The organism is Roseibium litorale, from assembly GCF_014842915.1.
In the GTDB taxonomy this organism is placed as follows: Bacteria; Pseudomonadota; Alphaproteobacteria; order Rhizobiales; family Stappiaceae; genus Roseibium; species Roseibium litorale.
In genome coordinates this window covers 68,818-92,230 of sequence record NZ_JACYXI010000005.1, presented here as the reverse complement: position 1 = coordinate 92,230, position 23,413 = coordinate 68,818, and the positions used below count along the sequence as shown (strand labels likewise).

Sequence of the window (23,413 nt, the reverse complement as noted above, 5' to 3'; positions counted from 1 at the left end):
AATTTGAGCTTCAAGGTTTGTTGTTCAATGCTCCCCATCGCAGAAGCTGTGATCGGCAAAGGCTTTCATGACATTGCAATTGGCAACGATGTGTCCGCCATCGCAGCTGGCGGTAATTCGCTCCAGCTCGGACTCCAGCCGCCTTAGCTGGGCGATGCGGCTGCGGATGGCGGCCAGCTGCTCTTCTGCGATGCGGTTGGCACTGGCGCAAGGCGCCAGGGGATGGGCTGCGAGTTCGATGAGATCGCGGATGGCCGCCATGGACAGGCCGAGATCACGGGAGTGTCTGATGAAGGTCAGGCGTTCCAGTTCCTGCGGGCCATAACGTCTTTGGTTTCCTTCCGTCCGCACCGGTTCGGCAAGCAGGCCTTCCTTTTCATAGTAGCGGATGGTCGGGATCTTGACACCGGTCTGCCGGGCCAGATCGCCGATCGAATAGGTGGACACACTGAACCTCCAGTCTCTAGAGATTTGAGAGTAGCAGGGCAGAGGAGATTTGTCAGGGAGAACGTAGAGGTGAGAAGAGCGAGCGCGCCGTTGGACTACTCGCGCCGCAAGACGTAGCTCTTGACAGTTTCCTGTTGGGTCGGATCGTGCAGGGCATTGGTTACATAGGCGTCCATACGGTCACCCACGGCCCTGAGGTCGAATTGCTTGCTGCCGAAAAAGCCCACGAGAACCACGCGGATGCCGCCGCCGGGCCAGGCTTGCCCGTCTGTCCAGCCCCATTTGCAGTCCCGCGGAATGCACTTTGTATAGGCGCGCACGCGGACCTGAACGGCGTTGTTGACGCATTCGGTCTGGATTTCCAGGCGGGTCAGTTCCTTGGGAGCTGCCTTGTCATTGATCCAGGTGCCGTGCTCGGGCAGGGGGCAGTAGATACGCGTTTGCGCGCCCGCTTCGTCTGGCAGGACACAGGCAAGCAATAGAATGGCAAGGCACAGGAACACGGCAGAGCGCATGAGAATTCTCCTGAAGAGAAAGCGTCTGCTGGAAGAGTTAGAGAAGTCTTAACGCCGGTTCCGGAGGCCGGTTCCGCGCTGTCTTGGCGCAGATCCCGGCCTGCCCCGGCAGCCCTGTGAAAGGGCTGGGGATTAGCGCTTGCGGGCGCGTGCACCCGGCAGAATGCCTTCGCGCTGAGCGAGCTTGCGCGCAGCCTTACGGGCGCGGCGGACAGCTTCACCCTTTTCACGGGCGCGCTTTTCGGACGGCTTTTCATAAGCGCGGCGGGCTTTCATTTCCCGGAAAACACCTTCGCGCTGCAGCTTTTTCTTCAGGACACGGAGAGCTTGATCGACATTGTTATCTCGTACGAGGACTTGCAAGGGAACTCCTTTACAGTTCGATGATGGGTGGCCCAAAGGCCGTATGGCTCCGCAAAGATGATCCTGCGGAATGGTCCGATGCAGATAGCAAAGGGTTAGGAGCCAGGTTTTCCGATGTGGAAAGCGCAGGAGGTGCGAACCCTATCAAGTTTTTCAAATAATGCACCCCCTGCGCGGCAGAAAAAGCCACTTTCTCTGCAACTTTACCGGATTTCAGCCAGTTCAGCGGCGCGGATGAGTCTGATCATAGGCTTGAAGCAACCGGGCACTGTCAATTTCGGTGTAGATCTGAGTGCTGGAAAGGCTGGCGTGCCCAAGAAGCTCCTGAATGGTTCTGAGGTCTCCGCCCCCGGCAAGAAGATGGGTCGCGAAAGAATGGCGAAGGGCATGAGGCGTCGCCGTGTGTGGCAGGCCGAGCGCGCCGCGCATCTTTTCCATTGCCAGCTGGACAAGCCTTGGATTGAGAGGACCGCCCCGGACCCCGACAAAAAGCGGGCCGTCACCAAAGATCGCGTGGGGGCAAAGCTTCAGATAGGCTTCTACCGCTTCGCCGACGGCGGGAAGGACGGGCACATCGCGCTGCTTGCCGCCCTTGCCCGTAATGCGCAAGGTCTTTGTGCCTCTGCGCGGCGCGGTTTTGGCCGTTAACGACAGAGCTTCGGAGAGGCGCAGGCCGCAGCCATAAAGGAGGGTCAGAACGGCAGCGTTGCGCGCCTCTACCCAAGGCGCGCTTTCCATGCTCAGATCGCCGCTGGTCAGATCCAGAGCGTCGCGCGCGGAAACGGGCTTGGGCAAAGAGCGCGGCTGGCGTGGGGGCCGTACAGCTGAAGAGGCCGCTGCGTTAACCTCTCCTCTGCGCTCCAGAAAGCGCAGGAACGAGCGGATGCCCGCAAGGCCCCGGGCAAGGGAGCGGCTTTCGACGCCCTGTTTCCGGCGCCGGGCCATGAAGGCGCGGAAGTCACCCGGCTTGAGGTCGGCAATGTCCGCCACATCCGGCGCTCCACCAAGATGATCTGTCAGGAACCGGAGGAACTGACGCAGGTCGCGCTCATAAGCGACCAGCGTCTTGTCCGACAAACGCCGTTCATCGGACAGATGATCGAGCCAGTCGCCGACCCGCGCATTGAGCCTGGGCCGGGCGGTGATAAGAATAGCGTTATGATCGGGTGCGATAGAAGGCATGGCTTGTTGTGCCATGCCTTCTGCCAAGGGTTGGTTAATGCGCGACCGGTGCGGGCGAGGGGGAAGCTGCCGGGGCGCGGCGGATCCGGTCCCATCGCCAGTCAGGATCGCCGAAGCAGCGTACCCCTCCATTCCATCGTTCCGCAGGACCGTAAGCTTTGAAATCTCTGTCCCCGTCCAGGAGCAATCGTCCTGCGCCAGTGAGCTCAAACATGTGCTGCCCCCACTCTTCATCGCCATTTTGCGGCAGCGCGCGCAGTGGAGGGACTTCGGCTCGCGTCAAACGCAGCAAGTCAGCGTAGAACATCAAATCCCCGTGGAAGGGAAGGGGATCGGTGTCCTGCATGAACTTGCGGAAGATCCTGCCCCAGGGCCGCGGGCCATTCTGCAGGATTTGCAGGATGGATCTCTCCGTGAACGACAGACCATCGTCGAGACCTGGAAGCTCCGCCAAGTATCTTTCGATCGCGTCTGGAAGATAAGGCAAGAATGGTGTCTTCCGGGCTGCAAGCTCATAAAGCGGCAGCGGTGATGGGGCGGTCAGTGCTTCCCATGCCTTTCCGGCAAGTTGATAAGCGCCCGCGCTCACGGCTTCCCGTTTGGCATACATATGCCGCAGAGCGGCAGGTGACAGCTGGCCGATACCGATGAACTTTGTGATCCCAGGAAAGCAGTGAAGGCTCATGAGCTCAACCTTCCGGCTATCTGCCCCTGCCGCCTTGAGCTGGGCCAGAACCTTGACCAGCAAGAGCTGATCATAGGGGTCGTGCTCGAACCACAGAGCAATCCGTTCATACTCTTTGGCCTTGGCAAGGATCTCATCCATGCCTTGCAGCTTCGAGATTGTGTCCGCTAGATCTTCGCCAGGATATTCAGATGAAATAAACTGGGCACGAACCTGGATCGCATCCGGCAGATCTGAAACAGGGCCTTGGCAAATCGGATCTGAGTACATCAGGAAATCGCCAGCGAAGCCTGCCCGTTTCAGGCCCAGTTCAATATCGTTTCCGCAGCGGATGTGCAGCGTCCTGAGATCGCTGTCCGGTGCTGGCGTGTTTGCTTCGATCGCCACTCTCGCCGCTTCCATGCTCTCAACATGGGCCTTGAGCGCGGGCCAGCTGGAAAGCCCGGCCTCTCTCGCAATGACGCATTGCGCATCTGTGAGCTTGAAGGAGCCGAAATCGACCGCATGCGGGCGCGGGTGCCGGATCTGCACGCGTTCGCATGCGCCCGGATCGCCGCTGCGCACAGCGTCGCGCAATTCCTTGGCTTTGATTCTTTGACTTGTGAGGTTGAGGGCTATGTCGCTGTCGCTAAGCAGCGGAAGCTCCTGCGCGGTGCGCATGAGATCTTTCATGATGACTCCAAGCTCGCTGATGTCCAGTGTCCGCCTATCTGGATCGAGCAGGAATCCGTGTACTTTGGGTGAGATCACCCGAGCTCAGCGGCGTGAGACGTCTTTCCGCGGACCGGAGGCCCCGCCGAGGGCCTTGCGATCAATATGAAGGGTATCTGCCAATCGCACAAGACGCCGATTTTACGCCTCCTTAAATGGGATGTCTTAGAAAAGCCCAGTGGTTGATTGGCAGAAAGCGTCATGATGGTTGAAACCCTAGTCCGGTTGAAGGATGGCATTTCCGTCCTGTTCATGCGTTCGGTTTCTGAACCGGGCTTTTGGATGTCCCTCTCGCTTGTGGCCGTTGCCTTTCTCGTCCTCTGGCATAGGTCTGGCTATAGTTTCCGCTGGCCGTGCCGCCTGATGAAGAGTGTCGGCGCCAACATCTCCTTCTTCTTCCTGAACATGATCTTCACACCGATCGTTCTGGTTCTGGCTGGGTTCGTTCAGTCGGCCTACGACATGCTGGGCGTGCCAACACTGGATTCAGGAATCTGGACGCCTCTGCCCACGTGGGTTCTGGCGTTCCTGGCAGTCCTCTTTTACGACTTCGCTAACTACTGGAACCACCGCTTGATGCACATGGGTTGGCTATGGCCGGTTCATGCCATTCATCATTCCGACCCAGAGGTGAACGGTCTGACCGGTTATCGGATTCACTTCCTGGAGGTCTTCATAATGGCGGCATCCTATGTGATCCTATTGAGCTGGCTCGGCTTTCCCGCTGAAGGCATGGGCCTTGGCGCAGTGTTCATTGCGCTCCACGGGGTCTATGTGCATCTGGATCTGGACTGGGGCCACGGGCCTTTGCGGTATTTGATTGCCTCACCGCGGTTCCACCGCTGGCATCACGCCGACGTTCCGGCTGCCTACGGTAAGAACCTGGCGAATATCTTTCCCTTCTTTGACGTTCTGTTCGGAACCTACAGGGTTCCGGGGCCGGTGACCGGGCCATTGGGTGCGCAAGGAGTGCCCGAAAACGATGTGGTCAAGCTGTGCCTTTTCCCCTTCACCGAATGGACCAGGATGCTGGTTTCCGGGGTTCGGCAGCTGGGGCGGCGCTCATCTGACGGCGCGGCCAAACAGGGTGAAACGTCAGGTCTTTAGACAACACAAAAACGGCCCGGTTTCCCGGGCCGATTCGTTTCAGTCAAACCGTTGAGGCTAAGAAGGTCAGACGATCTTCTGGCCGGTCTTTGCCCAGTCGGCGAGGAAGGACTCAAGGCCCTTGTCGGTCAGCGGGTGCTTGACCAGCGCCTTCAGGGTTGCCGGCGGGATGGTTGCGACGTCGGCGCCAACGAGGGCGCAATCCTTGACGTGGTTCGGCGTACGGATCGAAGCTGCCAGGATCTGGGTGTCGAAGCCGTAGTTGTCGAAGATCACGCGGATTTCGCGGATCAGTTCCATGCCGTCGACGTTGATGTCGTCCAGGCGGCCGATGAAAGGCGATACGTAGGTCGCGCCGGCCTTGGCAGCCAGAAGAGCCTGGTTGGCGGAGAAGCAAAGCGTGACGTTGGTTTTGTGACCCTTTTCGGTGAGCGCCTTGCAAGCCTTCAGGCCGTCGAGCGTCAGCGGCAGTTTGATCACGACGTTGTCGGCGATCTTCACCAGCTCAAGCGCTTCCTTCATCATGCCGTCGTAGTCGGTTGCTGCGACTTCGGCGGACACGTCGCCATCGGTGATCTTGCAGATCTCTGCGATGACTTCCTTGAAGTCACGGCCGGACTTGGCGATCAGGGACGGATTGGTGGTGACTCCGTCGAGAAGGCCGGTGGCAGCCAGTTCCTGGATTTCGGCAGTCTCTGCGGTGTCGACGAAAAACTTCATGGGCTTGTGCTCCCTGGTGTGCACCCGTAAAGGCTGATCCGGTTCCCCTGGGTGCTGGAACCGGATCGATTGAATCTTTGGCCGCGCCTTCTTTACCGTAGGATGAGGTCAAGATGAAACCCTGATTCGGATTTGGCTCCGAATATTGGGGTACGTACCTCAGAATTACTCGGTAGTGGGCCACCGCTGCCAGGGAAGACAGGCGCCGTGCTGTTCGACGATCCAGAAGAGACCGAAACCATTGCCAGCGTGATGGTGCCGGTGGCCGTGCCGGGGCCCTACACCTACCGGGTGCCCCCCGGGGTTCACGTTCAGCCGGGAATGATCGTGCGCGTGCCGCTCGGGCCGCGTGAAGTGCTGGGGGCCGTCTGGGATGGCGAACCGGACGCCGCGATCAATCCAAAAAAGCTGAAGGCGATTTCGCATGTCTATGAAGGCGCCCGGCCTTTGGACACGGAATTGCGCAAGTTCGTGGAATGGGTGGCGAACTGGACCCTGGCTGCACCGGGCATGGTGCTGCGCATGGTGCTGAGGTCTGAAGAGGCGCTGGAGGAGGAGCCGCCGGTGCCGGGCGTGCGCCTGATCGCCGGTGCCGAACCGGATCGCATGACATCCGCGCGCCAGAAGGTGCTTGCCACATTGGCCGACGGGCGGGCGTGGACGCGCAGCGGTCTGTCTCATGCTGCCGGGGTGTCCGTCTCGGTGATCGACGGGCTGTTGCAGCAGGAAGTGCTGGAAACGGTCGATCTGCCTGCCGCCCCGCCGCCGCCCTTGCCGGACATCGATTTCTCGCCGCCGGTGCTTACGCCCGCACAGCAGGCGGCGGCAGAGGGTCTGGTCGAGAGCTTTTCCAAAGGCGCAGCGGTGTCTCTGATCGACGGGGTGACGGGCTCAGGCAAGACCGAGGTCTATTTCGAGGCCATTGCCGAAGCTCTGCGCCGGGGCAAGCAGACACTGGTTCTCTTGCCGGAAATCGCTTTGACGGAGCAGTTTTTGCGCCGGTTTGAAAAACGCTTCGGGGTCTATCCGGCCGAGTGGCATTCCGAAATTACTCCCAAGGCCAGGGCGCGGACCTGGCGCGGCGTGGCGGATGGCTCTGTCCGAGTCGTGATCGGGGCAAGATCGGCCCTGTTTCTTCCTTTCGAGGATCTCGGCCTGATCATTGTCGACGAAGAGCACGATGGTGCCTTCAAACAGGATGACCGTGTGCCCTACAGCGCCCGCGACATGGCTGTGGTGCGCGGGCACTTGTCGAAGTTCCCTGTGATTCTCGCCTCGGCAACGCCGTCCGTGGAAAGCCGGGTGAACGCGGACCTTGGGCGCTACAATCGCTTTGTGCTGCCCGAGCGGGCCAGCGGTGCGGCCATGCCGGACCTTAAGGCCATAGACATGCGCACGGAAGGTCCGGAGCGGGGACGCTGGATTGCGCCGGAGCTTGTCGGCGCGATTGGCGAGGCCTTTGCCGATGGCGCACAATCGCTGCTGTTCCTGAACCGGCGGGGATATGCGCCTTTGACCCTGTGCCGGACCTGCGGCCACCGGTTTCAATGCCCGCATTGCAGCTCCTGGCTCGTGGAACACCGGTTCCAGAACAAGCTGGTCTGCCACCACTGCGGCCACAACGAGAGCATTCCGCAGAACTGCCCGTCCTGCTCTGCTGCCGGATCCCTGGTGCCCTGTGGACCGGGTGTGGAAAGAATCGCGGAAGAGGTCGAGACTCTCTTTCCGCAGGCAAGGACACTGATTCTGTCGTCAGACTTGCCCGGCGGTCCGGACCGGCTGCGGCGGGAAATGAAGATCGTGGAAGAGGGCGGCGCCGACATCGTGATTGGCACGCAGCTGGTCGCAAAAGGGCACAATTTCCCCAAGATGCGTCTGGTGGGCGTGGTCGATGCGGATCTGGGGCTTGCCCATGGCGATCCGCGTGCGGCGGAGAAGACCTTTCAGCTTCTGGCGCAGGTGACGGGCCGTGCAGGCCGTGTCACCGGCGGGGGCAAGGGCTTCCTGCAGACATATTCTCCTGACCAGCCGGTGATGAAGGCGCTTTTGTCTCAGGACAGGGATGCATTCTATCAGGCGGAGATCGCCAACCGCCGGGCGGCGGGACTGCCGCCATTTGGGCGGCTGGCGGCGCTGGTGGTGTCAGGTCCGGACAAGTTGATGGCGGAAGGATTCGCAAGGGCCATTGCCCGTTCAGCGCCGCCGGAAAGCACGATTACCGTGCTGGGGCCGGCGGAAGCCGCCCTTGCCATGGTGCGCGGCCGGTACAGATATCGTCTGTTGTTGATGGCACCGAGACAAACTGATCTTCAGGGCTATCTGCGCCACTGGCTTGCCCATGCGCCCAAGCCTATCAAGGGTTTACGGGTTCAGATCGACATCGACCCGCAGCAATTTTTATGACAGTCACGCAAAAAACAGCAAGAAATGGCGCTTTACCGCCTTTCGGTGAAGTTGCACACCATGAAACCCTGTGCTAATTGAGGCGCGGCTTTGGGGGAACGGTTCTGCCGTCTTACCTTCTGATCCAGAATTCACTCAATATTTCAATGGCTTGCTTCTGGTGACAGTTTTGCGGGTCTTTGAAATGCGTCAGAGAGCTCGGACCTGGTGACTGACAACGTATCTCTCGTATCCGGCGTGGCCAAGCGTTATGCCTCCGCTCTCCTCGAATCTGCCGAGGAAACGGGCGTGACCGCAGACGTCGAACGGGATCTTGCTGCTTTCGAGGGTCTCCTCGATGAGAGCGCTGATCTCGTCCGTCTTGTGAAGAGCCCTGCCTTCAGTGCGGAAGAGCAGCTTGCTGCGCTTACCGTTCTGCTGGACAAGGCAAAGATCGCTGGTCTTGCTGCAAATTTCGTGAAGCTGGCTGCGCGCAACCGCCGCCTCTTCGTTCTTCCTGACATGATCAAGGCCTTCCGTGTCCTGCTCGCTGAAAAGCGTGGCGAGGCAACCGCAGAAGTGACCTCGGCGGCGCCGCTGTCGGATGATCAGGTTGCTGCCCTGAAGCAGGCGCTCTCTGCCTCTTCCGGCAAGTCCGTAAACATTTCGGCAAAGGTGGATCCTGCTCTGATCGGCGGCCTGGTGGTCAAGATCGGTTCCCGCATGATCGACACCTCGCTGCGTACCAAACTCAACTCACTCAAGTTCGCGATGAAAGAGGTCGGCTGATGGATATTCGGGCCGCGGAAATTTCCGCTATCCTCAAGGACCAGATCAAGAGCTTCGGCCAGGAAGCCGAAGTTTCTGAAGTCGGTCAGGTGCTGTCCGTCGGTGACGGTATCGCCCGTGTGTACGGTCTGGACAAGGTTCAGGCTGGTGAAATGGTTGAATTCCCGGGCGGTATCCGGGGTATGGCTCTGAACCTGGAAAGCGACAACGTCGGTGTCGTTATTTTCGGTTCTGACCGTACCATCAAGGAAGGTGACACGGTCAAGCGGACCGGCGCCATCGTGGAAGTTCCGGTTGGTAAGGGTCTGCTCGGCCGCGTTGTCGATCCGCTCGGCAACCCGCTGGACGGCAAGGGCCCGATCGAGTTCACCGAAAAGCGCCGCGTGGACGTGAAGGCTCCTGGCATTCTGCCGCGCAAGTCCGTGCACGAGCCGATGTCCACCGGTCTCAAGGCTATTGACGCCCTGATCCCGGTTGGCCGTGGTCAGCGCGAATTGGTCATCGGTGACCGTCAGACCGGCAAGACCGCCATTATCCTGGACACGTTCCTGAACCAGAAGCCGCTCCATGCGGGTTCCGATGAAGATGCGAAGCTGTACTGCATCTACGTCGCTATCGGTCAGAAGCGCTCCACCGTTGCTCAGTTCGTGAAGACCCTGGAAGACGCCGGCGCGCTGGAATACTCCATCGTCGTCGCCGCGACCGCTTCCGACGCAGCTCCCCTGCAGTTCCTGGCTCCGTTTGCCGGCTGCGCCATGGGTGAGTTCTTCCGTGACAACTCCATGCACGCCGTGATCGGCTATGACGATTTGACCAAGCAGGCCGTGGCCTACCGTCAGATGTCCCTGCTGCTCCGCCGTCCGCCGGGACGTGAAGCTTTCCCGGGCGACGTTTTCTACCTGCACTCCCGTCTTCTGGAGCGCGCAGCGAAGCTGAACGACGACAACGGCAAGGGCTCCCTGACCGCACTTCCGGTCATCGAAACCCAGGGCAACGACGTGTCCGCGTTCATTCCGACCAACGTGATCTCGATCACCGACGGTCAGATCTTCCTTGAAACGGACCTGTTCTACCAGGGTATCCGCCCGGCCGTGAACGTCGGTCTGTCGGTGTCCCGCGTGGGCTCGTCCGCTCAGATCAAGGCGATGAAGCAGGTTGCAGGTCCGATTAAGGGTGAACTCGCCCAGTATCGTGAAATGGCCGCCTTCGCCCAGTTCGGTTCTGACCTTGATGCCACCACCCAGCGTCTGCTGAACCGTGGTGCCCGTCTGACCGAGCTGCTGAAGCAGCCGCAGTTCTCTCCGCTGAAGACGGAAGAACAGGTTGCGGTGATCTACGCAGGCGTGAACGGCTACCTCGACAAGTTCCCGGTAAACCGTGTTCGCGACTTCGAAGAAGGTCTTCTGCTGAACTTGCGCGGTGAGCACAAGGAACTCCTGGACGCGATCTGGGAAAAGAAGGCATTGGATGCGGATCTGACAGCCAAGCTCAAGGCTGTGCTGGACGCATTCGCCAAGAACTTCGCCTGAGAACGCAGTCGGGATAAGGAGCAGGGGCGGCCATGCCGAGCCTGAAGGACTTACGAAACCGCATCGCTTCCGTGAAGGCGACGCAGAAAATCACCAAGGCCATGCAGATGGTGGCCGCGGCGAAGCTGCGTCGTGCTCAGGAAGCTGCGGAGGCCGCGCGGCCCTATGCTGAACGCATGGGCGAAGTGCTGGCTAACCTCGCGGTAGCCTTTGAAGGCCGCGATGACGCCCCCAAGCTGATGTCCGGCACGGGCAACGATCAGGTTCATCTCCTGGTCGTTGCGACTGCCGAACGCGGCCTTTGCGGCGGCTTCAACACCAACATTGCGAAGCTCGCGCGTGACAAGGCGCGCAGCCTCATTGCCCAGGGTAAGCAGGTGAAGATCATCTGCGTGGGCAAGAAGGGCTACGACGCCATCAAGCGCGAGTTTGGCAGCCTTGTGATCAAGGTTGTGGATCTGCGCAGCGTGAAGAACGTCAGCTTTGCCGACGCTCATGCCATCTCAGACACTGTTCTGTCGATGTATGAAGCCGGTGAGTTTGATGTCTGCACGCTGTTCTACTCCGAATTCCAGTCGGTGATTGCTCAGATCCCGACCGCGCTTCAGCTGATCCCGGCAGTTTTGCCGAAGAAGGACGACGCTGCAGCGGATGCCGGAGCATCGGCCGTATACGAATACGAGCCCGATGAAGCGGAGATCCTCGAGGACCTTCTGCCGCGTAACATTTCTGTCCAGATTTTCCGGGCTCTCCTGGAAAACTCTGCATCCGAGCAGGGTGCCCGTATGTCCGCTATGGACAACGCGACCCGCAACGCCGGTGACATGATCGATAAACTGACGATCAGCTATAACCGCCAGCGTCAGGCGCAGATCACGACAGAATTGATTGAAATTATCTCGGGCGCTGAAGCGCTCTAAGAGCATCCCGCGTCCCATGGGGCGCGGGCTGGATGCTTGGAACAAGTACCAACGATCAACAGGTCTGTTTCTCTGTGACCCACGCAGACAAGCAGGTTGATCTAGCCGGATCGAGGATTAGGGATATGGCTGACAAAAAAGTCGGACGGATCACCCAGGTCATCGGCGCCGTTGTCGACGTCAAGTTCGATGACCACCTGCCGCTGATCCTGAACGCTCTTGAAACTGACAACCAGGGCACCCGTCTGGTGCTCGAAGTTGCTCAGCACCTGGGCGAAAACACTGTACGTACCATCGCGATGGACTCCACCGAGGGTCTGGTGCGCGGTCAGGAAGTTGTTGACACCGGTTCCGCTATCTCGGTTCCGGTCGGCGACGGCACGCTGGGCCGCATCATGAACGTGATCGGTGAGCCGGTGGACGAAGCTGGCCCGATCGCTCACGATGCAAAGCGTGCGATCCACCAGGAAGCTCCGGAATTCATCGAGCAGTCCACCGAAGCTGAAATCCTCGTGACGGGCATCAAGGTCGTTGACCTTCTGGCTCCGTACGCAAAGGGCGGCAAGATCGGTCTGTTCGGCGGCGCAGGCGTCGGCAAGACCGTTCTCATCATGGAACTGATCAACAACGTCGCTAAGGCGCACGGCGGTTACTCCGTGTTCGCAGGCGTCGGTGAGCGTACCCGTGAAGGCAACGACCTTTACTGGGAAATGATCGAGTCCGGCGTTAACAAGGAAGGCGGCGGAGAAGGCTCCAAGGCTGCGCTTGTTTACGGCCAGATGAACGAGCCCCCGGGAGCCCGTGCACGTGTTGCTCTGACCGGTCTGACCGTTGCAGAACACTTCCGTGACCAGGGCCAGGACGTGCTGTTCTTCGTGGACAACATCTTCCGCTTCACCCAGGCCGGTTCCGAAGTGTCCGCTCTGTTGGGCCGTATCCCGTCCGCAGTGGGTTACCAGCCGACGCTGGCGACCGACATGGGCGCGATGCAGGAACGCATCACCACCACCACCAAGGGTTCGATCACCTCGGTGCAGGCCGTTTACGTCCCTGCCGATGACTTGACCGACCCGGCGCCGGCTTCGACCTTCGCCCACCTCGATGCAACGACGGTTCTGAACCGCTCGATTGCTGAAAAGGGCATCTACCCGGCAGTGGATCCGCTGGACTCCACGTCCCGCATGCTGAGCGCCCGCATCATCGGTGAAGAGCACTACAACACCGCACGTGCCGTTCAGGGCACCCTGCAGCGTTACAAGGCTCTCCAGGACATCATCGCGATCCTGGGCATGGACGAGCTGTCTGAAGAAGACAAGCTGACCGTGGCCCGCGCTCGTAAGATCGAACGCTTCCTGTCCCAGCCGTTCTTCGTGGCAGAAGTCTTCACCGGTTCTCCGGGCAAGCTCGTTGCTCTGGAAGACACCATCAAGGGCTTCAAGGGTCTCGTTGACGGTGAGTATGACCATCTGCCGGAAGCGGCATTCTACATGGTCGGCTCCATCGACGAAGCGATTGAAAAGGCTCAGCGTCTGGCTGCAGAAGCTGCCTGATCCAATATTCCGGGCGCCTGATAGACCAGGCGCCCGGACCTGATTTCCCGGATTGCCGCTCAAAAGCGTGCGGTCCGCGCAAGTTTCACAAGGGACAAGCCAGATGGCCGAAGTATTTCAGTTCGAGTTGGTCTCCCCTGAGCGCCTGCTCCTGTCCGAAGAAGTCACCCAGGTTGTCGTACCGGGCACCGAAGGTGAATTCGGCGTTCTGAAGAACCACAGCCCGTTCATGTCCACCATCAAGCCGGGGATCCTGAAGGTTCTCAAGGCCGATGGCTCCGTGACCGAGTTCTTTGTGCGTGGCGGTTTCGCAGACGTTGCCGTTGGCGGCCTTACCGTTCTTGCGGAACAGGCAGTTCCTGTGTCCGATCTGAAGCCGGATGTTCTGGCTCAGCAGATCAAGGACGCAGAGGAAGATGTGTCTGACGCAAAGGATCCGGAAGCCAAGCGCAAGGCTCAGGAAACTCTTTCGCAGCTTCTCGAAGTCGAACAGGCGCTCAAGGCGGCCTGATCACTTTTCAGATTGCGTTATCAGGACAAGGCGTGGCCACGGGCTGCGCCTTTTTCTTTTGAGGGTGGCGATGAAATGCCGTTCTTCCGTATAATTGATCCAATTTTTATGATTTCCGTACTCGATCTTGAAGAAAATACATGGTCTAATCGCGACGTGATGATGAAAAAATATTTTCATTCTGAATACTTCTCGCTCTTGTGTAATGAAAATATTTTTAAGTTCGAGTCTAGAACGAATAGAAAACTTATATTAAGAAGCAACGCTCATTCTCTTCTGGCCATTTACTGCAAGTGGGTATGGGGAGTGAAAATGAGCATCCGCAGCCGCATCTTACTCGGCTTTGCACTGGTCGCCTTGCTGATCGCGGCGGTCGGCAGCTGGTCGGTCGTCAACTTCGGTCTGGTTGGCACACATGTCGCACAGCTTGAAGAGAGTAATCTGAAAGCGTTGAACGCCTCTGGTCTGGACGCGGACATGTCCAGAACCATGATTTCTCTAAACCGGTACATGAGGACCGAAAGCCCGGCCGATCTTACGGCCACCCAGGAGCAGATAGCTGCCATTGAGGTGGCGATAGGTGAAGCTTCTCAGTCTGCACCGGACACGGATGCGATGTCCGTGCTTGAGGACATGCAAGCGGGCCTGGCGGACTTTAACAGCGCCTTGTCTCAAGTGCAGGCGCTCTATGCGGAACGGGCGGATCTAGTCTTAAACACCATGTCTCTGGTGGGTCCCGTCGCCTCCGGCAAATTGTCAGCACTGGCGACGACGGCGACGCGGGCCAAAGACCATGATGTTTCGGCCATCGCTGCGCAGGCCAATGAGAAGTTCCTTTCAGCCCGCATCGCGTTGTCTCAATATCTGCGCTCGAATGACCCTGCTGACATTGATGAAATGCAAAAGCAGCAGAAGTCGATGGACTCCCGCTTCAAGCGCCTGTCCTCAAAAGCCAAGGATGGGGATCTGGCGAAGCTGCGGGATGAAGCAATTGCCCAAACCGGCCGCTTCTTCGACAGTGCAACGCGTCTTCGCGAAATTGTCGACAGCCTGAATGCTCTCCGGGATGGCCCCTTGCTGGCGTCTGCAGGCCGGATCAGTGCAGACGCCTTACAATTGAAAGAGCGCAGTGGTGAACAGGCCAAGGCCCTGTCCGGGCGGGTGCAAAGCAGAATGGGCGCGACCATGTGGCAGGTCGGCTCTGTGGCAGCGCTCGCCTTCGTGCTTGCGATTGGTCTCGCCTCTATCCTGTCCCTGGCAATCACACGACCGTTGAAGAGGCTTGTAAGCGATGCGGGCGAGCTTGCTTCCGGCAATACGGAAGTCGCTTTCGCTGAAGCAAGCCGGAAGGACGAGATCGGCGCGGTTGCACGGTCCGTCGCTGGGTTCCGTGATGGTGTGCTTGAGCGCCAGAGGCTGGAGATTGTTCAGGAACAGGAACGGACGGCCCGCGAGGAGCGGAACGGACGGGTGACGGTTGCACTGGAGCATTTCGACAAGGAAGTCATGCAGATCCTCGCGGATGTGGGTGAGGCCGCCGCTGGCCTGCAGCTGACCGCTGCCCAGATGACCGGCAACGCCCAGGACACCAGTCACCAGGCCACCATGGTGGCGAGCGCGTCGACGCAGGCAACGGCAAATGTCCAGACAGTGGCCAGCGCGACGGAAGAGCTGTCTGCTTCTCTCCAGGAGGTCAGTTCAAGCGTCTCGCATTCGGCAGGCATTGCCAGGCAGGCGGCCGATGAGGCAAAGCGGACGAATGATCAGATCGGTGGACTGGCGGCGGTCGCCGAGGACATTGGTCAGGTGATTGCCCTGATCTCCAGTATCGCGGAACAGACCAATCTTCTGGCACTCAACGCGACGATTGAAGCGGCCCGTGCGGGAGAGGCGGGGCGGGGCTTTGCTGTTGTCGCAGCTGAGGTGAAGGATCTGGCGAGTCAGACCGGCCGTGCGACCGAAGAAATTTCTGAGAAGATAGCCGCCATCCAGAACGAGACCCGTGAAGCGGTAGGGGGCATTCAGTCGATCTCCCGCATCATCGATGAAATGAACCAGGTGGCCTCTGCAATTGCTGCGACTGTTGAAGAGCAGTCGATGGCAACCAATGAAATCTCGGTCAACGTGGATCAGGCCTTCAAGGGAACAAGCAATGTTACGTCCAGCATTGCCCGTGTTTCCGAAGCGGCAGCCGAAACCGATACGGCTGCGTCCACCGTCGTGGACGCAGCGACCCGGCTCACGGATCGGGCAACGGAAATGCGCCAGATGGTGGAAAGCTTCCTTGGCGAGGTCCGGACCGCCTGATTGGCCATACCGGTGTGCCTATAAGCCTGCGGGGTAGCTCCCCGCAGGCTTTTCTATATCCGAATAGACCTTCATCTCTGATAGAGGTCATGACTTTGTCCGCTTTCTACAAACAGTTTGGCAGAGTCCGTAAAATCAATTCCGTCCGCTCGGGTTAAGGGTCTTTGGTTTGACGAGAGCGTTCTGATGTTCTTGTGCAGTAGTCCGGAGCTTTGTCTAATTTCCCGTTTGATTTATACTTGTATGCGCGCATTATATTATGCATTCAGTACTTGCATAGATTTTGATGGAAATAAATAGAAATAAAACTAAATTGCCCCTTAATTTTAAAGGGTTTACGATGTAGTTTACTTGAGGGATGTTGAATGTATTTACGGAATTTTCCCGTACAACTGCTTATGTTGTAAATTATATCATGATGAAGTGGTTATTTTAATATTTTGTTAACCATAAAATATAAGATAGATACTATCTCCATATTTGAGGAAGAGAGAGAAATGAGTGTTCTTTTGCGAATTTGCCTAGGTTTCGCGGCGGTCGCTATCTTGGTCGCGGGAATTGGGACTTGGTCCTTCAGTAGTTTGAGAGGTGTCGGAGAGGAGGTGGCTGGCCTTGACGATATGAGCGGAGACGCATTGCTGGCGTCCGAGCTGAACGCCGACATTGCGAAAGTCCTCGTCGGCACCGGTGACTATCTGAGGACGAGGCAGCCGGAATCCTTGGAAACGGCCAGGAAGTTTCTGGCGGAGGTCCATGCTGGAGTTCAGGTGGCTCAGCAAGAAATGCAAGATCCGGCTCGCGTCGAAAATCTGAGAATTATTGTCGAAAACATAGCAACATTCGAGAATACGCTAAAAAAGGTCGTTGACCTTTATGTCAGGCGCGATGATCTCGTAAACAATGTCTTGGGGAAGGTTGGCCTGGAGGTAAGTGAAAATTTGTCGGAACTGAGCTCATCAGCGGCCGCCGACAGTGAACTTACGACGGTGATCCTTGGTGGGAAATTGCAAGACAACTTTCTTATGGCTCGCGTCCACGTGTTGAAGTTCCTCGATGCCAATCTGGATGAGGACATCGAAGGCGCTCAGGCGGAATTGGCTTCCGCTACAAAGCTGCTCGGGGACCTGGAGAAGAGTGTCGAAAATCCTTCCCGCAAAAAGATACTTGCTGAGGTATCGCCACTGATCGTCAAGTATCGCGACATGGCGCTTCAGCTTCAGGAGGTCATTCGCGAGAGAAATGAACTCAGGAACAACGGCCTGCTTGCTTCCGGCGCGACAGCGTCTGACAACGCCCGCTTGATGAAAGAGAGTTCCAGACAGGATGCGGAGCGTCTGGGACAAGCAGCGCTGGCCAAGGCGACAAGTGCCAGTGGCCAGATCTTACTAGTCGCCGCTGTTGCTTTCCTTTTGTCCGTTGTCCTTGCCTTCCTGATTTCGAGAGGGATCGTCAAACCACTGGGGCGCTTGGTGGGCGATGCCCAGGAACTGGCGTCCGGCAACACAGAGGTCGCCTTTGCCGAAGCGCAGCGCCGGGATGAAATCGGTGCGGTGGCAAAATCCATTGCCGGGTTCCGGGACGGTGTTTTGGAGCGTCAGCGTCTGGAGTCCGTTCAACAGGCTGAGCAAATTGAGCGCGAAAAGCGCAACACGAGGGTTGCGGCAGCCATCGATACGTTCGACGGCGAAGTCACGACCATGCTGAACCTGATTTCTGAGGCTTCTGGCGAACTTCAGGTGACGGCAAGCCAGATGACGGCAACAGCCCAGGATACCGCGCACCAGGCCACAACGGTCGCAAGCGCATCCGAACAGGCGAGCGCTAACGTCCAGACGGTCGCTGCAGCGACAGAAGAGCTTTCTGCCACGATTAGCGAAGTAAGCAGTCAGGTTGCCCACTCCGCAAACATCGCAAGCAAAGCAGAAGAGCAGGCCGATAAGACAAACAAGCAGATTTCCGGACTGGCCACAGTCGCGGAGGATATCGGCGAAGTGATCGCTCTTATTTCCAGCATTGCGGAACAGACCAATCTTCTGGCCCTGAACGCAACGATCGAAGCGGCCCGGGCTGGCGAAGCGGGCAAGGGTTTTGCAGTGGTTGCGGCAGAAGTGAAGGAACTTGCCAGTCAGACAGGCAAGGCAACGGAGGAGATCTCCGCGAAGATTTCGGCCATTCAGGGCGAGACCCGCGAGGCGGTTGACGGAATTCAGGCGATTTCCTCGATCATTGCAGAAATGAACTCGGTCGCGTCGTCCATTGCCTCCGCGGTGGAAGAGCAGTCAACGGCAACCGCTGAAATCTCTGCGAATGTGGATCAGGCAGCTCAGGGCACCGATGAGGTCAGCCGGAGCATTGTGGTCGTCTCCAAGGGGGCGCTGGAAACTGAAACGGCTGCAGGCAGCGTTGTTCAGGCGTCCGAGCTCCTGACCAGTCAGGCGGAAAGCATGCGCAAGGTAATTGAGCAATTTCTGGGGGAAGTGAAGGCCGCATAGGCGAAAGCAGCTGAAAATGAAAAGCCCCCGGTCATGTCTGACCGGGGGCTTTTTTCGTCAACGTCCTGCGGACTTCAGGCTGCGAGGCGCTTGAAGGAGCCGCTCATGCCGCCCGAAGACCGGGACCGGCGGCGCTCTTCCGGCGGGATGTAGACGATGGAGCGGTGTTCTTCGCAGTAGGACGTGCCTGATTCCACACGGCGGGAGCAGGGGAACGTGTACTGACCGGCATCACCTTCTGCCCATTTGCAGCAACCGGGACGCGGGAGGCTCAGAGTATCCATGGAACTTATCCTTATTGTCTTTCGAAGGCGTACAACGAATACGCTCGAGCATCCCGGGTGGGATCCGAACAGTTTCAGTCGATTGCCGGATTTAACTTGCGCGTAGAACAAGCGGAAAGCCCGCCCCAGAATGGGCGTTCATACGTGCGCCACGAAACAGATATGCGCCCCGTCACAAATTTGCAATAGTTTGACGAGCATGGGAGCGCTGCATTTCATGCATACCGGAGTTTCCCTGTCATCTTTACTGAGGCTTGAATGGTGAACAGGGAAATTACTTTCGCCGTGAACGCCTGTTTACGATTCCTTTACATTCGGAAACAGGCCACCGGCTGCTTCGAGTGCTTCGGGTGTATCCAGATCCAGCCGCGCGGCACCGCCGATTTCATATTCTCCGACGAGTTGCGGATTGGCGGCGATGATGTGGCGTGCGCCTATGTCGCCTTCCAGGCGCCGCAGATCAGGAAAGAACTGCTTGTCCCACAGGACGGGATTGCCACGCTTGCCATCCGCAGTGGCGACGATGATCGGGGTCCCGGGGGAGGCGGCATATTGGCTGATCATGCCGTTCAGGACATCTGTACCGATGGCAGGCATATCGCCGAGCATGATTAGAACGGCATCGCACTCCTCACCTGCCTGGCCCAGTCCGGCCAGGATCGAGCCAGCCATGCCCTCGTTAAATTCGGGGTTATGAGTGAGATGGGCAGCGGTTGCGGCGAGTTCGTCCTCGATCGCTTCGGCCATATGGCCGGTGACAACGATGGTTTTGACGGCCTTGCTCGCAAGGGCGGCATCAGCGGCGGTCCGGATCAGGCTCTTGCCGTGAAGATGTGCCAGAAGCTTGTTGGGCCCGCCCATGCGGCTGGACTTGCCGGCGGCCAGGATGACCACAGCAACCTTCGGATCGGCTTTGTGCGGGGCATCCTTGCGGGTCTGGAGAGGGCTCTGGGTCCGAAGCTGGGGCCGTGAACTGATTTCCATGAGAAGGCCTCCTACCCCCATGCCGGTGATGTCCTGCCCGGTGACGGGGATATCCGCAAGCAACCGGTTCAACACCCAGTCAAAGCCGTTTTCCTTCGGGCTTCGGGCGCAGCCGGGGGCACCGATCACCGGCAGGCCTTTGTAAGTGCCGGTCAAAAGCAGGTTGCCCGGATCGACTGGCATGCCGAAATGCTCCACCGTTCCACCTGCGCGGCGAATGCCGGAGGGCAGAACATCGTCCCCGTCAACGACGGCGGAGGCACCAAAGAGAACGAAGAAACCGGCGCCAAGCTGATGCAGCCGCGAAAGGGCATCCGATACGGCGCTTTCGGTGTGCGGTACTCTTTCCTCGGCAAGCAGCGTGCTGCCGCTGGGGCTGAGCCTTGCGCCCAATACCTGGCGGGTCTTGTCCATGGTCGAGGGCTTGAGGTGCGGAAGACAGGTTGCGACCAGTCCCACTTTCCGTGGCCGGTACGGGGCAACGTTCAAGGCACCGCTGATTGCCTCGGCTGCCGTTTGGGTCTGTTTCCCGCCGACGGCAAAGGGGATGATCTTGGCTGTCGCCACCATCCGCCCCGCGTCCACCGGCTCAAAAGCGGGCAGGGTGGCAATTGTGATGCCCGGGTCAATGCGGTTCATGGCATCAACCGCCTGCCTGTCGACGGTGAAGATGCCGGATGCGGAGGCATAGAGATTGACCCTGCCTGTAAAGGGCACGTCCACGTCCAGATTGTCCCCGCCTGCAGCTTCGGCAATCATCCGGGCGGCCTCATCTTCGCCGATGTCACCGGGCGAAAGCCGGCCTACAGTAAGACCTTCGACGCCGGCCTCCAGAAGCACAGCGATATCGTCTTCGCTCAGCTTCCTTCCCTTCTTGAAGATGGCCGATCCCGCCCGCGTTGCATGCGCCAGAATGCAGCCCGCGGCAGTGGCAGTCGGAACCGGGCCGAACTCCATCACGCTGCTCCGGCAGCAGGCTCCGGTTCCTTCCGCAGGGCCATAATGATGCCGGCGAGAATGGAAACGGCGATTTCGGCGGGAGAAGACGCTCCGATGTCGAGGCCGATGGGGGCGTCTATCCGGGCGATTTGCGCATCGCTCACGCCTTCGGCACGGAACCGCTCCAGCCGTTTGCCATGGGTCTTCCGGCTGCCGAGGGCGCCAACATAGAAACAGTCCGCGTTCAGCGCACTGATCAAGGGTATGTCATCGATCTTGGGGTCATGGGTGACCGCGGCAACGGCAGTATATGAGTCGAGCGGATGCTCCTTCAGAACATCCTCCGGCCATTCCGCGCGCAACGTGCCGTCCGGAAACCGGTCTTCCGTGGCAAAGGCCGTGCGCGGATCAATGACGGTCACGTCAAAACCGGTGGCTTCCGCCATGGGCACGAGAGCCTGTGAAATGTGAACGGCGCCGATGATGACAAGCCTAGGAGGCGGCACACTGACCGTCAGGAACAGGGAGGCGCCATCCGGGCCTTCGATCATGCCGGATTTTCCGGACCGGAAACGGCGGCTGAGTTCCTCGGCGAGCGGGTCATTGGCATAGTCGCTGCCTTTCAGCACAAGCCGCTGCTGCCCGGACGAGGTGTCCGTGACAAGGATCGTGGCACGGCGGGAAAGGCGCTCTTCATTGAGGGCGCTGAGGATTGAAAGGTCCATGTGAAACGGTCTCCGGAGAAGGACGGGGCGGGTTAGGCAGCGTTTGCTGTGACCGGTTCCACATAGACGCGGATCCGTCCGCCGCAGGAGAGGCCGACCCTCCAGGCCGTTTCATCCGCCACGCCGAACTCGAGCGTGACCGGCTTTCCCGTCCCGATCACATCAATGGCTTCGGAGACAACGGCGCCCTCGACGCAGCCGCCGGAAACGGAGCCTTCGAAGCGCCCTTCCGCGTCGATCACCAGATGTGATCCGACCGGACGCGGGGCAGACCCCCAGGTCTCGATCACGGTCGCCAGCGCCACCTTACGGCCTTCGCGCGTCCAGCGTTCCGAAATGGTCAGGATATCCAGCCTGTCGTCCGCCATATCACGTCTCCCTCATGTTGCCTTGAGGATATAGGGAGCCGGAGGCCGCGAAAAGAGGTGGCAGGCTTGAGAAAGTGAAACCTGTCTCAGCACAATGCTTGGCTTATGGAGGCTGTGCCGGAATGCAAAACGCCCCGGTCACCCGGGGCGTTGAATGGTCTGGCCGGTTGGTGCCTGATTTTATTCAGCAGCAGCGCGCAGAACCGGGGCCGCAGCCAGAACGCTGCCGTCCACATGCTCTTCAAAGGTCGCGAAGTTGTTCACAAACATCTGCACCAGCTTGGCGGCCTGGGTGTCGTAAGCCGCCTTGTCGGCCCAGGTTTCGCGCGGGTTCAGGATCTTCATGTCGACGCCCGGAACATCCACCGGAACCGCGAAGCCGAAGTTGGCGTCGGTGCGGAACTCCGCATCCTTCAGCGAACCGTCGAGCGCTGCATGGAGCAGGGCGCGGGTGGCCTTGATCGGCATGCGCGAGCCGGTGCCATAGGCGCCACCAGTCCAGCCGGTGTTGACCAGCCAGCAGTCGACATTGTGTTCGGCGATCAGGTCGCGCAGCAAGTTGCCGTATTCAGACGGATGACGCGGAATGAACGGAGCGCCGAAGCAGGTGGAGAAAGTGGCCTGCGGCTCGGTCACGCCCTTTTCCGTGCCGGCCACCTTGGCGGTGTAGCCGGACAGGAAGTGGTACATGGCCTGGGCCGGGGTCAGCTTGGCGATCGGCGGCATGACGCCGAATGCATCGGCGGTCAGCATGATGATCGTCTTCGGCTTCGGAGCGGTGCCGGTCGGGCTCGCGTTCGAAATGAAGTGGATCGGATAGGCCGCACGGGTGTTTTCGGTCTTGGAACCGTCATTGAAATCCGGCACGCGGTTTTCATCGAGAACCACGTTCTCCAGAACCGTGCCGAAGCGCTGGGTCGTGGAGAAGATTTCCGGTTCGGCTTCGGCCGACAGCTTGATGGTCTTAGCGTAGCAGCCGCCTTCGAAGTTGAAGACGCCGTTCTTGCCCCAGCCGTGCTCGTCGTCGCCGATCAGGGTACGGGACGGATCGGCGGACAAGGTGGTCTTGCCGGTTCCGGACAGACCGAAGAACACGGCGGTGTCGCCTTCGGAACCGACATTGGCCGAGCAGTGCATGGACATGACGCCCTGAGCCGGCAGCAGGTAGTTGAGGAAGGTGAAGACGGACTTCTTCATTTCGCCGACATAGGACGTGCCGCCGATCAGGACGATCTTGCGGGTCAGGTCGCAGGCGATAACCGTTTCAGAGCGGCAGCCGTGACGGGCCGGGTCAGCCTTGAAGCTCGGCAGGTCGATGATGGTCATGTCCGGCGCGAACTCAGAAAGATCCGCGGTGGACGGACGCAGCAGCATGTTCCGGATGAACAGCGAGTGCCATGCATACTCGGTGTAGACCCGGACCGGCAGGCGGTAAGTTTCCTCAGCGCCGCCCCAAAGGTCCTGAGCAAACAGGTCCATGCCTTCCGCGTGCTTGCGGAAATCCGCCAGCAGCGTTTCGAACTGTTCGGAAGTCATCGCCTGGTTATTGTCCCACCAGACGGTGTTTTCGGTGGATGCGTCGCGAAGAACATATTTGTCCTTCGGCGAACGGCCGGTGTGTACGCCTGTATCGGCGACGAGGGGGCCGTTGGCTGCGACGCGGGCTTCGCCCCGGGTGAGGGCGTGCTCATAAAGAGCAGGCTCGTTTAGGTTCCAATAGACGGCCTTCAGACCGTTCAGTCCGAAGGTTTCCACGCCGAAAGAGGAATTCCGTACGCCTACTTCTTTCATGATCCCGATGTCCTTGTGATCTTGAATGGCCGGTCCGGACCGCGTCCGGAAATACTGCAATGGCCGTTTGCTTTGGCACGCGGAACCTAGTGGAAACACCTTTCTGCAACAA

Annotated in this window: 20 protein-coding genes; 9 read left to right on the top strand and 11 right to left on the bottom strand. The window is 59.1% G+C overall.

What is annotated here, in order from left to right:
- Positions 1–24: 24 nt before the first annotated feature.
- The 5 genes from IG616_RS09570 to IG616_RS09550 form a co-directional block, all read right to left on the bottom strand.
- Positions 25–447 carry a MerR family transcriptional regulator gene (locus IG616_RS09570; protein ID WP_192147940.1) on the bottom strand — a complete coding sequence of 141 codons (423 nt, stop codon included), beginning with the start codon at positions 445–447 and terminating at the stop codon, positions 25–27.
- Positions 448–542: 95 nt separating this feature from the next.
- Positions 543–962, bottom strand: coding sequence for a hypothetical protein (locus IG616_RS09565; RefSeq protein WP_209007413.1), 420 nt, complete (start codon positions 960–962; stop codon positions 543–545).
- 132 nt (positions 963–1,094) lie between these two features.
- On the bottom strand, positions 1,095–1,325 hold the full coding sequence (gene rpsU, locus IG616_RS09560; RefSeq protein WP_192147939.1) for a 30S ribosomal protein S21: 231 nt from the start codon (positions 1,323–1,325) through the stop codon (positions 1,095–1,097).
- 222 nt (positions 1,326–1,547) lie between these two features.
- A complete protein-coding gene (locus IG616_RS09555; RefSeq protein ID WP_246476179.1) occupies positions 1,548–2,522 on the bottom strand; it encodes a tyrosine recombinase XerC in 975 nt (324 codons plus the stop codon).
- A gap of 19 nt (positions 2,523–2,541) precedes the next feature.
- Positions 2,542–3,864, bottom strand: a complete 1,323-nt coding sequence (locus IG616_RS09550) for a DUF1835 domain-containing protein (protein WP_192147938.1) — start codon at positions 3,862–3,864, stop codon at positions 2,542–2,544.
- 240 nt (positions 3,865–4,104) lie between these two features.
- Here IG616_RS09550 and IG616_RS09545 point away from each other — a divergent pair, with 240 nt between their 5' ends.
- Positions 4,105–5,010 (top strand): sterol desaturase family protein, encoded by a 906-nt coding sequence (locus IG616_RS09545; RefSeq protein WP_192147937.1) that lies wholly within the window; start codon positions 4,105–4,107, stop codon positions 5,008–5,010.
- 66 nt (positions 5,011–5,076) lie between these two features.
- Here IG616_RS09545 and fsa read toward each other — a convergent pair whose 3' ends face one another.
- The gene (gene fsa / locus IG616_RS09540; RefSeq protein ID WP_192147936.1) at positions 5,077–5,730 is read right to left on the bottom strand and encodes a fructose-6-phosphate aldolase; all 654 of its coding nucleotides are present in this window, start codon (positions 5,728–5,730) and stop codon (positions 5,077–5,079) included.
- 207 nt (positions 5,731–5,937) lie between these two features.
- On the opposite strand from fsa, the gene IG616_RS09535 reads away from it, so the two are divergent.
- The 8 genes from IG616_RS09535 (at position 5,938) to IG616_RS09500 (ending at position 18,210) form a co-directional block, all read left to right on the top strand.
- A complete protein-coding gene (locus IG616_RS09535) occupies positions 5,938–8,133 on the top strand; it encodes a primosomal protein N' (RefSeq protein ID WP_192147935.1) in 2,196 nt (731 codons plus the stop codon).
- 207 nt (positions 8,134–8,340) lie between these two features.
- A complete protein-coding gene (locus IG616_RS09530) occupies positions 8,341–8,901 on the top strand; it encodes a F0F1 ATP synthase subunit delta (protein WP_192147934.1) in 561 nt (186 codons plus the stop codon).
- Positions 8,901–10,430, top strand: coding sequence for a F0F1 ATP synthase subunit alpha (atpA, locus tag IG616_RS09525; protein ID WP_192147933.1), 1,530 nt, complete (start codon positions 8,901–8,903; stop codon positions 10,428–10,430). Before IG616_RS09530 ends, atpA begins: the two co-directional genes overlap by 1 nt.
- A 32-nt stretch (positions 10,431–10,462) precedes the next feature.
- Positions 10,463–11,350: a F0F1 ATP synthase subunit gamma gene (locus tag IG616_RS09520; RefSeq protein ID WP_192147932.1), complete on the top strand. Its 888-nt coding sequence runs from the start codon at positions 10,463–10,465 to the stop codon at positions 11,348–11,350.
- A gap of 125 nt (positions 11,351–11,475) precedes the next feature.
- On the top strand, positions 11,476–12,900 hold the full coding sequence (atpD, locus tag IG616_RS09515; RefSeq protein WP_209007412.1) for a F0F1 ATP synthase subunit beta: 1,425 nt from the start codon (positions 11,476–11,478) through the stop codon (positions 12,898–12,900).
- Between the two features lie 103 nt (positions 12,901–13,003).
- Positions 13,004–13,411, top strand: a complete 408-nt coding sequence (locus IG616_RS09510) for a F0F1 ATP synthase subunit epsilon (RefSeq protein WP_192147931.1) — start codon at positions 13,004–13,006, stop codon at positions 13,409–13,411.
- A gap of 312 nt (positions 13,412–13,723) precedes the next feature.
- Positions 13,724–15,718, top strand: coding sequence for a methyl-accepting chemotaxis protein (locus tag IG616_RS09505; protein ID WP_192147930.1), 1,995 nt, complete (start codon positions 13,724–13,726; stop codon positions 15,716–15,718).
- Positions 15,719–16,158: 440 nt separating this feature from the next.
- Positions 16,159–18,210 (top strand): methyl-accepting chemotaxis protein, encoded by a 2,052-nt coding sequence (locus tag IG616_RS09500; protein WP_192147929.1) that lies wholly within the window; start codon positions 16,159–16,161, stop codon positions 18,208–18,210.
- 74 nt (positions 18,211–18,284) lie between these two features.
- Here IG616_RS09500 and IG616_RS09495 read toward each other — a convergent pair whose 3' ends face one another.
- From IG616_RS09495 to IG616_RS09475, 5 genes are all read right to left on the bottom strand, one after another.
- Complete coding sequence (locus tag IG616_RS09495) at positions 18,285–18,494, bottom strand: hypothetical protein (protein ID WP_192147928.1); 210 nt, start codon at positions 18,492–18,494, stop codon at positions 18,285–18,287.
- A 297-nt stretch (positions 18,495–18,791) separates the two neighbouring features.
- Entirely contained in the window at positions 18,792–20,435 is a 1,644-nt protein-coding gene (locus tag IG616_RS09490; protein WP_192147927.1) for an NTP transferase domain-containing protein, read from the bottom strand.
- Complete coding sequence (locus IG616_RS09485) at positions 20,435–21,142, bottom strand: XdhC family protein (RefSeq protein WP_192147926.1); 708 nt, start codon at positions 21,140–21,142, stop codon at positions 20,435–20,437. Before IG616_RS09485 ends, IG616_RS09490 begins: the two co-directional genes overlap by 1 nt.
- A 32-nt stretch (positions 21,143–21,174) precedes the next feature.
- The gene (locus IG616_RS09480; RefSeq protein WP_192147925.1) at positions 21,175–21,510 is read right to left on the bottom strand and encodes an XdhC family protein; all 336 of its coding nucleotides are present in this window, start codon (positions 21,508–21,510) and stop codon (positions 21,175–21,177) included.
- Positions 21,511–21,690: 180 nt separating this feature from the next.
- A complete protein-coding gene (locus tag IG616_RS09475) occupies positions 21,691–23,301 on the bottom strand; it encodes a phosphoenolpyruvate carboxykinase (protein WP_192147924.1) in 1,611 nt (536 codons plus the stop codon).
- Positions 23,302–23,413 lie beyond the last annotated feature (112 nt).

What these genes read in the sequence shown, in the direction of transcription:
- IG616_RS09545 (WP_192147937.1), top strand. Translation starts at nt 4,105, where the DNA reads ATGATGGTTGAAACCCTAGTCCGGTTGAAGGATGGCATTTCCGTCCTG.
- IG616_RS09495 (WP_192147928.1), bottom strand. Translation starts at nt 18,494, where the DNA reads ATGGATACTCTGAGCCTCCCGCGTCCCGGTTGCTGCAAATGGGCAGAA.
- IG616_RS09510 (WP_192147931.1), top strand. Translation starts at nt 13,004, where the DNA reads ATGGCCGAAGTATTTCAGTTCGAGTTGGTCTCCCCTGAGCGCCTGCTC.
- fsa (WP_192147936.1), bottom strand. Translation starts at nt 5,730, where the DNA reads ATGAAGTTTTTCGTCGACACCGCAGAGACTGCCGAAATCCAGGAACTG.
- IG616_RS09520 (WP_192147932.1), top strand. Translation starts at nt 10,463, where the DNA reads ATGCCGAGCCTGAAGGACTTACGAAACCGCATCGCTTCCGTGAAGGCG.
- IG616_RS09550 (WP_192147938.1), bottom strand. Translation starts at nt 3,864, where the DNA reads ATGAAAGATCTCATGCGCACCGCGCAGGAGCTTCCGCTGCTTAGCGAC.
- IG616_RS09490 (WP_192147927.1), bottom strand. Translation starts at nt 20,435, where the DNA reads ATGGAGTTCGGCCCGGTTCCGACTGCCACTGCCGCGGGCTGCATTCTG.
- atpD (WP_209007412.1), top strand. Translation starts at nt 11,476, where the DNA reads ATGGCTGACAAAAAAGTCGGACGGATCACCCAGGTCATCGGCGCCGTT.
- IG616_RS09555 (WP_246476179.1), bottom strand. Translation starts at nt 2,522, where the DNA reads ATGGCACAACAAGCCATGCCTTCTATCGCACCCGATCATAACGCTATT.
- atpA (WP_192147933.1), top strand. Translation starts at nt 8,901, where the DNA reads ATGGATATTCGGGCCGCGGAAATTTCCGCTATCCTCAAGGACCAGATC.
- IG616_RS09485 (WP_192147926.1), bottom strand. Translation starts at nt 21,142, where the DNA reads ATGGACCTTTCAATCCTCAGCGCCCTCAATGAAGAGCGCCTTTCCCGC.
- IG616_RS09565 (WP_209007413.1), bottom strand. Translation starts at nt 962, where the DNA reads ATGCGCTCTGCCGTGTTCCTGTGCCTTGCCATTCTATTGCTTGCCTGT.
- IG616_RS09480 (WP_192147925.1), bottom strand. Translation starts at nt 21,510, where the DNA reads ATGGCGGACGACAGGCTGGATATCCTGACCATTTCGGAACGCTGGACG.
- IG616_RS09475 (WP_192147924.1), bottom strand. Translation starts at nt 23,301, where the DNA reads ATGAAAGAAGTAGGCGTACGGAATTCCTCTTTCGGCGTGGAAACCTTC.
- IG616_RS09505 (WP_192147930.1), top strand. Translation starts at nt 13,724, where the DNA reads ATGAGCATCCGCAGCCGCATCTTACTCGGCTTTGCACTGGTCGCCTTG.